The sequence below is a fragment of the Herbaspirillum sp. B65 genome (assembly GCF_000333555.1).
Taxonomy (GTDB): Bacteria; Pseudomonadota; Gammaproteobacteria; order Burkholderiales; family Burkholderiaceae_D; genus Herbaspirillum; species Herbaspirillum rubrisubalbicans.
In genome coordinates this window covers 1-8,285 of sequence record NZ_BADI01000399.1, presented here as the reverse complement: position 1 = coordinate 8,285, position 8,285 = coordinate 1, and the positions used below count along the sequence as shown (strand labels likewise).

8 protein-coding genes and 1 pseudogene are annotated in these 8,285 nt (G+C 62.3%); 2 read left to right on the top strand and 7 right to left on the bottom strand.

Annotation, left to right across the window (positions count from 1 at the left end; translation table 11 throughout):
• Nucleotides 1-908 (bottom strand): annotated as a pseudogene (locus tag I5W_RS09730) (MFS transporter); the annotation flags it as partial.
• A 232-nt stretch (nucleotides 909-1,140) separates the two neighbouring features.
• Here I5W_RS09730 and I5W_RS09725 point away from each other — a divergent pair.
• Entirely contained in the window at nucleotides 1,141-1,374 is a 234-nt protein-coding gene (locus tag I5W_RS09725; RefSeq protein ID WP_044529065.1) for a type II toxin-antitoxin system Phd/YefM family antitoxin, read from the top strand.
• Nucleotides 1,371-1,766, top strand: a complete 396-nt coding sequence (locus I5W_RS09720) for a type II toxin-antitoxin system VapC family toxin (protein ID WP_044529064.1) — start codon at nucleotides 1,371-1,373, stop codon at nucleotides 1,764-1,766. Before I5W_RS09725 ends, I5W_RS09720 begins: the two co-directional genes overlap by 4 nt.
• A 49-nt stretch (nucleotides 1,767-1,815) precedes the next feature.
• Here I5W_RS09720 and gabD read toward each other — a convergent pair whose 3' ends face one another.
• From gabD to I5W_RS09690, 6 genes are all read right to left on the bottom strand, one after another.
• On the bottom strand, nucleotides 1,816-3,273 hold the full coding sequence (gene gabD, locus I5W_RS09715) for an NADP-dependent succinate-semialdehyde dehydrogenase (RefSeq protein WP_199901725.1): 1,458 nt from the start codon (nucleotides 3,271-3,273) through the stop codon (nucleotides 1,816-1,818).
• 39 nt (nucleotides 3,274-3,312) lie between these two features.
• A complete protein-coding gene (locus tag I5W_RS09710) occupies nucleotides 3,313-4,146 on the bottom strand; it encodes an ABC transporter permease (protein WP_017451215.1) in 834 nt (277 codons plus the stop codon).
• Between the two features lie 40 nt (nucleotides 4,147-4,186).
• Nucleotides 4,187-5,467 carry an ABC transporter permease gene (locus I5W_RS09705; RefSeq protein WP_044529063.1) on the bottom strand — a complete coding sequence of 427 codons (1,281 nt, stop codon included), beginning with the start codon at nucleotides 5,465-5,467 and terminating at the stop codon, nucleotides 4,187-4,189.
• Between the two features lie 84 nt (nucleotides 5,468-5,551).
• Entirely contained in the window at nucleotides 5,552-6,595 is a 1,044-nt protein-coding gene (locus I5W_RS09700; RefSeq protein WP_044529062.1) for an ABC transporter substrate-binding protein, read from the bottom strand.
• Between the two features lie 156 nt (nucleotides 6,596-6,751).
• On the bottom strand, nucleotides 6,752-7,894 hold the full coding sequence (locus I5W_RS09695) for an ABC transporter ATP-binding protein (RefSeq protein ID WP_044529061.1): 1,143 nt from the start codon (nucleotides 7,892-7,894) through the stop codon (nucleotides 6,752-6,754).
• A gap of 95 nt (nucleotides 7,895-7,989) precedes the next feature.
• Nucleotides 7,990-8,285 (bottom strand): aminotransferase class III-fold pyridoxal phosphate-dependent enzyme (locus I5W_RS09690; RefSeq protein WP_044529060.1); only part of this gene is annotated, 296 nt, incomplete at its 5' end.

Sequence of the window (8,285 nt, the reverse complement as noted above, 5' to 3'; positions counted from 1 at the left end):
ATGGGCGGCTAGCGGGGTGATGAAGATTGCATTCACCGAGACCACCAGCAACCGTTCAATACCAGCCCGCGCTGCAATTGCAGGTATTGCGTGGTGTAGACCAACATGAAGGTATTGGTAAAGTAGAAGCCGGCGATGCCCAGCACGTTGGCGCCGATGGCCAGCGCCAGCAGGCCGGGCGCGCCGCGCAGCACCTCGGCCAGTGGTGCACTGGCGGGTTTGGCCGCCAGCGGCGCATTGGCGCGGCGTTGTTGTTCGTCCAGGAAATCGGGCGACTCCTGTACCGACAGCCGGATCGCAAAGCCCACCACCAGCAGCAGCGCGCTCATCAGGAACGGCAGGCGCCAGCCCCAATCGAGGAAGATTGCATTGTCCAGGCCGCTGACCAGCTTGAACATCAGGGTGGCCAGGATCAGGCCGGCCGGGCTGCCCAGTTGCGCGAAGGAGGCCAGGAAGGTGCGGCGGCTGCGGTCGGGCGAATGTTCGCTGGCCATCAGCACGGCCCCGCCCCATTCGCCGCCCACCGCAATGCCCTGGATGAAGCGTAGCGCCACCAGGGCGATGGGCGCCCAGACACCGATGCTGGCATAGGTCGGCAGCAGGCCGATGACCACCGTCACCGATCCCATCATCAACAGCGTGATGACCAGCGATTTCTTGCGTCCCAGGCGGTCGCCGATGGTCCCGAACACGGCCCCGCCCAAAGGCCGCGCCAGGAAGCCCACGGCGAAGGTGCCGAAGGACGCCAGCGTGCCGTAGAAGCCGTTGGTGGTCGGGAAGAACAGCTTGCCGAACACCAGGGCCGAGGCCATGGCATAGATGTAGAAGTCGTACCATTCGATCATGGTGCCGACGAAGGCGGCCAGCGAGGCGCGCACGGGCTGGTGGCGGGGTGGGGTGGTAGGCACGGTGCAGTCTCCCGGTAGGCATGTTGAGGTGAGGGGAACTGGAGTTATACGACTGCGGTGCTCATAAAAAAAATTAGCTTTTTGAATCTTTCACATTCGGAATTCTTATCAATGCACATGGCCCATGTGGATGGTTTGCTGCGCATCTCCGCATGTAAAATAAAATGACTTGTTGTTATAGTCATTTTGTTCCATGATGAACGCCGACGGTATTTTGATGAAGAGGTGAAAAATGCAAGCCAACCAAGTTTCCAAGACCGAGTTCAAGGCCAAGGCCCTGGAATATTTCCGGCAGGTGGAAGCCTCGGGCGAGAGTGTGGTGGTCACCGATCATGGCAAGCCCACTCTGGAGGTACGCCCTTTCCGGGAGGCTGATCGTAAGCCGCTGGATATTCTTGCGGGTTCCGTGTTGCGTTATGACGACCCTACCGAGCCTGTCGATGTGGATTGGGAGGCTGCGCAGTGATCGTTCTGGATACGCACGCACTGGTCTGGTGGGTCAGCGGTGATGACACCTTAAGTCGCAAGGCCCGGCAGGCGATCGAGCAGGAGTTGGCGGGAGGGGAGATCGTCGTTTCGGCCATTTCCGCGTGGGAAATCGCGATGCTTGTCGAGCGCGAGAAACTGGTGCTGTCGATGGAGGTGGAGCGTTGGCTGTCCACCGTGGCGCAAATCGAGGCCGTGCGTATCGTGCCGGTGGATGTGGAAATCTCGATCAAGTCAGTCAACCTGCCTGGAGAATTCCACAAAGACCCAGCCGACCGGATGATCGTGGCGACCGCGCGCAAATTTGCCATCCCCTTGGTCACCAAGGACGAAAAGATTCGCGCTTATCCGCACGTCAAAACCATCTGGTAAGCCGACCGCCGTGGCGGTCGGTACTGTAAGTCAATACAGCGTCAAGGGATCAGATTCCCCCCATGCACAAATACTTCACCACCAGATAATCATCGATGCCATAGTGCGATCCCTCGCGTCCCAGCCCCGATTGCTTCACGCCGCCAAACGGTGCCACTTCGTTGGAAATGAGGCCGGTGTTGATGCCCACCATGCCCGACTCCAGGCCTTCGGCCACGCGCCAGATGCGGCCGATGTCGCGTGAGTAGAAGTAGCTGGCCAGGCCGAACTCGGTGTCGTTGGCCAGGGCCAGGGCTTCGTCATCGGTCTTGAAGCGGAACAGCGGCGCCATCGGCCCGAAGGTTTCTTCGCGCGCCACTTGCATGGCCGGGGTCACATCGGCCAGCACGGTGGGTTCGAAGAAGCCATGACCCAAGGCATGGCGCTTGCCACCCAGCAGCACGCGCGCACCCTTGGCGAGGGCGTCGGCCACATGCTGCTCGACCTTCTTGACGGCTTGTTCATTGATCAGCGGACCTTGGGTCACGCCATTTTCCATGCCATCGCCCACCTTCAGTTTCTTGACCGCTTCCACCAGCTTGGCGGCAAAGGCGTCATAGACGCCATCCTGCACGTAGATACGGTTGGCGCATACGCAGGTCTGGCCGGCATTGCGGTACTTGGAGGCGATGGCGCCTTCCACGGCGGCATCCAGGTCGGCATCGTCAAACACGATGAAGGGCGCATTGCCGCCCAGTTCCAGCGAGAGCTTCTTGATGCTCGATGCACTCTGCTGCATCAACAGTTTGCCCACGCCGGTGGAACCGGTGAAGCTGATCTTGCGCACGATGGGGTTGGAGGTCATCTCGCCGCCGATCTCCTTGGGCGTGCCGGTGACGACGCTGAACACGCCTGCCGGGATGCCGGCGCGCTCGGCCAGCACTGCCAGGGCCAGCGCCGAGAAGGGCGTGGCTTCGGCTGGCTTCAAGACCATCGGGCAGCCAGCCGCCAGCGCCGGGCCGGCCTTGCGGGTGATCATCGCCGCCGGGAAATTCCACGGCGTGATCGCTGCGCAGACACCGATGGCTTCCTTGATGACCACGATGCGGTTGGTCGGCGAGGGCGAGGGGATGGTGTCGCCATAGGTACGCTTGCCTTCCTCGGCGAACCATTCGATGAAGGAGGCGGCATAGCCGATCTCGCCACGGGCCTCGGCCAGCGGCTTGCCTTGCTCGGCGGTCATGATCAGGGCCAGGTCGTCGGCATTGGCCAGCATCAGCTCATACCAGCGGCGCAGCAGGGCGCTGCGCTCCTTGGCAGTCTTCTTTTTCCAGGCCGGCCAGGCGGCATTGGCGGCCTCGATGGCGCGCCGCGTTTCGGTGGCGCCCATCAGGGGCACGTGGCCCAGCAACTGGCCGTTGGCCGGATTGTGCACTTCCAGCTTGGCGCCGCTGTCGGCATCGCACCAGGCGCCGTTGAGGTAGGCCTGCTGACGCAGCAGGGAAGGGTCTTTGAGTTGATGCAGCATATCGGGTCTCCGTGGGTGATGGGGGCAGGCGCTGCGGTGTCAGATGCGGGCCGCGGCCTTGTTGCGCCCGCGCAGCCATTCCAGGGCCAGCAGCAGGCAGGTCGAAAACAGGATCAGGATCGTCGCCAGGGCGGCAATGGTCGGGCTGATGTTGTCCTTGATGCCGGCAAACATCTGGCGCGGCAGGGTGGCTTGCTCGGGGCCGGCGACGAACAAGGTCAGAACCACTTCGTCGAAGGAAGTTGCAAACGCGAACAGGGCGCCCGAGATCAGGCCCGGTGCGATCACCGGCAAGGTGATGCGGAAGAAGGTGCGCAAGGGACTGGCGCCCAGGCTCAGGCTGGCGCGCACCAGGTTGTGGTTGAAGCCCTGCAGGGTAGCCAGCACGGTGGTCACCACGAACGGCGCGCCCAGCGCGGCGTGCGCCAGGATCAGGCCGAGGTAGCTGTCGGACAGGCCAATGCGGGCAAAGAACAGGTACACGCCCACGCCCACCACTACCACCGGCACGATCATGGGCGAGATCAGGATCGCCATCAGGATGCCCTTGCCGCGGAAGTCGGCCTTGTTCAGGCCGACCGCGGCCAGCGTGCCCAGCACGGTGGCAATGACGGTGGCCGCCGGGGCCACGATGAAGCTGTTCTGGGCGGCGCGGATCCAGTCATCGGAGGTGAACAGGTTCTGGTACCAGCGCAGCGAGAAGCCCTGGATGGGATACATCAGGAAGCTGCTGTCGGAGAACGACAGCGGGATCATCACCAGGATGGGCAACACCAGAAACAGCAGCACCAACAGGTTGAAGCTGCGCGAGGCAAAGAACCAGGCGCGCTCGACCAAGGAGGTGTAGGGCGGAAAGAGGGGCGGTTTGTGCATGGCTTGTTTCCTGAATTCTTCCGTGGATTCTTCAATGGCATCAGCTGATGCCGACATCGACCTTGGCAAAGCGGCGATAGACGCCATACAGCACCAGGGTCGCCGCCAGCAGCAGGGCGCCCAGAGCGCAGGCCATGCCCCAGTTGATGGTGGTGTTGATGAAGTAGGCGATGAAGTAGCTCACCATCTGTTCATTGGGGCCGCCCAAGAGCGCCGGGGTGATGTAGTAGCCACCGGCCATGATGAATACCAGCAGCACACCCGCGCCCACGCCCGGATAGGTCTGCGGCACGTACACCCGCCAGAACGCGGCGAAGGGATGGCTGCCCAGCGAGACAGCGGCTTTCAGGTAAGTCGGCGGGACTGACTTCATGACGCTGTAGAGCGGCAGGATCATGAAGGGCAGCAGGATGTGGGTCATCGAGATGTACACGCCCACGCGGTTGAACACCAGCTCCAAGGGTGACTGCGTCAGACCGGCCAGCATCAGTGCCTTGTTGACCAGCCCTTCGGATTGCAGCAGCACGATCCAGGCCGCCACGCGTACCAGGATCGAAGTCCAGAAGGGAATGAGCACCAGGATCATCAGCAGGTTGGCGCGGCGCTCGGGCATGGTGGACAGCCAGTAGGCCAGCGGATAGGCCAGCAGCAAGGTGAAGAAGGTCACCACGGCACTCATCCACAGCGTGCGCCCGAAAATGGTGCGGTAGATGGCCGATTCGGGGCTGGCTGCTTCGATATCGCCAAACACGTTCTGGCGCAGGTCCAGCGAGGCCAGCAGGTAATAGGGGGAATACACCGAGCCGTTCTGGGCGATCACGCGCCACACATCGGGTTGGCCCCATTGCGCATTGAGGGCGATGATGGCTTCGCGCGCTGCGGCTGGCGAGAGCGGCTTGCCTTGCTCATCGCGCAGCGGCATGGCGCGCGTGGTGCCCATCACCAGCGAGCGTGCGCCCGGTATTTCGATGTTCAGACGACGTGCCAGGTTGCCGGCGGTGGTGTCTTCCTTGGCGCGGGCCAGGTCCTCGGCCAAGGCCGAGTACGCCTGGTCAGGCAGGGCCGACTTGCGGTCCCATTTGGACAGCACGGCCACGGTCTGCGGCAGGGTGGTAGCGACTTCGGGGTTTTCGATGGCGCGCTGCAGGAGGGCCACGATAGGGGCCACGAAGGTCAGCAGCAGGAAGATGGCCAGCGGAGCGATCAGCGCCAGGGCACCCAGGCGTTTGCGGGTCTGGGCGGCGCGCAGTTCGCGCTTGAGTTGCTGCGGGTCGGGTTCGGCCAGGGGCATGGCGGCGGAGCGGGTGGCGATGGTGGTCATGTCTCGGTAATCCGGGGGCAGCGGAAGTTCAAGGCAACGGTCCCGCCTGGCAAGGCAGGACCGTTGTCGGTGCGGCTTACAGACTTACTTGGCGATCCAGGCAGCGAAGCGTTGTTCCAGTTCTTCGCCGTGGTCGGTCCAGAATTGCAGGCTCAGTTGCAGCGCGTCCTTGGCATTGGCCGGGGAGGTCGGCAGGTTGGCCAGGGTCTTGGCGTCCAGCAGCTTCAGGGCGCCCTTGTTGACCGGGCCGTAGGCGATGTTGTCAGCGTAGACCTTCTGGGTTTCCGGCTGGCTGGCAAAGCTGATGAACTTCTCGGCCAGAGCCTTGTTGGGCGAACCCTTGGGGATGACCCAGTAGTCCAGCGTGTAGACACTGCCGGTCCAGACCACCTTGAGGTTCTTGCCTTCGCGCTGGGCGGCATCGATGCGGCCGTTGTAGGCATTGGCCATGACCACGTCACCCGAGGCCAGGAACTGGGCCGGCAGGGCGCCGGCATCCCACCACTGGATGTTGGGCTTCAACTGGTCCAGCTTCTTGAAGGCACGGTCCACGCCTTCCTTGGTGGCCAGTACCTTGTAGACGTCCTTGGCCGGCACGCCGTCGGCCATCAGGGCGAACTCCAGGTTGTACTCGGCGCTCTTCTTCATGCCGCGCTTGCCGGGGAATTTCTTGGTATCCCAGAAGTCCGCCCAGCCAGTCGGTGCGGTCTTGAGCTTGTCGGCGTTGTAGGCCAGCACGGTGGACCAGACGAAGGCACCCATGCCGCATTCGCTCACCGTGGCCTGGGGGATGAAGTCTTCCTTCTTGATGGTCTTGGCCAGGTCCAGCTTTTCGATCAGGCCATCGTCACAGGCACGGGTGAGGTCGCCGCCATCGATTTCCACCACATCCCAATTGACCTTCTTGGTTTCCACCATGGCCTTGACCTTGGCCAGTTCACCGTTGAATTCGGAGGTCACGACCTTGGTGCCGGTGCTCTTCTGGAACGGATCGACGTAGGCGACCTTCTGCGCATTGGCATTGGCGCCGCCGAAGTTGACCACGGTCAGTTCAGCGGCAGAAGCCGCGCCGGAAAACAGCAGGCCCAGGGCGAGCGGGGACAGCAGGGCGGGTGACAGGCGTTTCATTGTTGTTCCTCGTTGGTTATCGTGCGTATTGACTGTGTTGACTTTATATTGGACTAGGACAAACGCGAGCGGCAATGTGCGGTTGCCTGGCTCGCGGTACTGCAAACACCAGGTACGGCAAAAAAAACAAAAAACTAAGTAAACGGGGGAATGCGCTTACAGGAAGCAGCGCAGGCGATCCTGTGCGATATGCAGCACCACGCTGCTACCCTCGGTCAAGCCCGACAGCGCGGGGTCCGACAGCGAGAGCTTGACGAAGCAATCTTCTTGCCCGGCCACCGAGCAGCGCACGCGCACGTGGTCGCCAAAGTAGATCAGGCCAGCGATGCTGGCACGGATGGCATTGGGTTCGGCGCTGCCACCGGCGGCCAAGCGGATGCGTTCCGGGCGCACGCAGGCGGTGATGGCCTGGCCGGCATGGGCGCGATGCACGTTCAGACCGGTGAGCACCGTGCCATCGGCCAGGCGCACCGTACAGTGTTCGCCTTGCACCGATTCGACGCTGCCCTTGAAGCGGTTGTTGTCGCCGATGAAATTGGCGACGAATTGATTGTCGGGATATTCGTACAGTTCGGTCACCGGCGCCAGTTGCTGGATCACGCCCTGGTCGAACACGGCCACGCGATCGGACATGGTGAGCGCTTCGCTCTGGTCGTGGGTGACGTAGACGAAGGTCACGCCCAGGCGTTTGTGCAGGGCTTTGAGTTCGAGCTGCATGTGTTCGCGCAATTGCTTGTCCAGCGCGCCCAGCGGTTCGTCCATCAACACCAGTTGCGGATCGAACACCAGCGTGCGCGCCAGCGCCACGCGCTGCTGCTGGCCACCGGAGAGCTGGGTCGGATAACGGTCACCGAATTTACCCATCTGCACCATGTCCAGCGCCTGCTTGACCTTGGCTTCGCGGGTGGCACGATCCATCTTGCGCACCGACAGCGGATAGGCCACGTTCTGGGCGATGGTCATGTGCGGGAACAGCGCATAGTTCTGGAACACCATGCCGATGTTGCGCTTGTGCGGCGGCACCCGGTTGAGCAACTGGCCATCTAAGCGGATCTCGCCGCCGGTGGGGAATTCGAAGCCGGCCAACATCATCAGGCAGGTGGTCTTGCCGGAACCGGAGGGGCCCAGCAGGGTCAGGAATTCGCCGCGGCGAATGTCCAGGTCAAGGCTCTTGACGATCAGGTTTTCGCCGTCGTAAGTTTTCTTCACGCCGCAGAATTGCACCAGCACGTCGCTGTTGCTGCTGGCCTCTGGCGCGAACGCTTGCGCCGATTGCTTCATTGCATGAGCTGCCATCATCGATCCTCTCTTTTGCTACGCGGGCCGGATGCATGGTCCGGCCCGTCTACCCAATTACTGCGTTACAGAATAATAGCTGCCGTGCAATGCAAGACTCAGGCCAGCTTGATGGCGTTGGCCAAAATGCCCAGCGCTTCATCCATGACGGTATCGGGAATGGTCAGCGGGAACAAGAAGCGGATCACGTTACCGTAGCTGCCACAGGACAGCAGCAGCAAGCCATTGCTGAGGGCGTGTTGCTGCACCTTCTTGGTGTATTCCGCATCCGGCTTGCCGGTGGCCGGATCGGCGAACTCCACCGCCACCATCGCGCCCACGCCGCGCACTTCGGCGATCTGCGGCACGGCCGAACGCAATTCCTTGAGGTGTTCCTGCAGCTTTCGCCCAGGCG

Excerpts from the sequence above, each read along its gene's own strand:
- I5W_RS09700 (WP_044529062.1), bottom strand. The coding sequence starts at position 6,595 with ATGAAACGCCTGTCACCCGCCCTGCTGTCCCCGCTCGCCCTGGGCCTG.
- I5W_RS09695 (WP_044529061.1), bottom strand. The coding sequence starts at position 7,894 with ATGATGGCAGCTCATGCAATGAAGCAATCGGCGCAAGCGTTCGCGCCA.
- I5W_RS09725 (WP_044529065.1), top strand. The coding sequence starts at position 1,141 with ATGCAAGCCAACCAAGTTTCCAAGACCGAGTTCAAGGCCAAGGCCCTG.
- I5W_RS09705 (WP_044529063.1), bottom strand. The coding sequence starts at position 5,467 with ATGACCACCATCGCCACCCGCTCCGCCGCCATGCCCCTGGCCGAACCC.
- I5W_RS09710 (WP_017451215.1), bottom strand. The coding sequence starts at position 4,146 with ATGCACAAACCGCCCCTCTTTCCGCCCTACACCTCCTTGGTCGAGCGC.
- gabD (WP_199901725.1), bottom strand. The coding sequence starts at position 3,273 with ATGCTGCATCAACTCAAAGACCCTTCCCTGCTGCGTCAGCAGGCCTAC.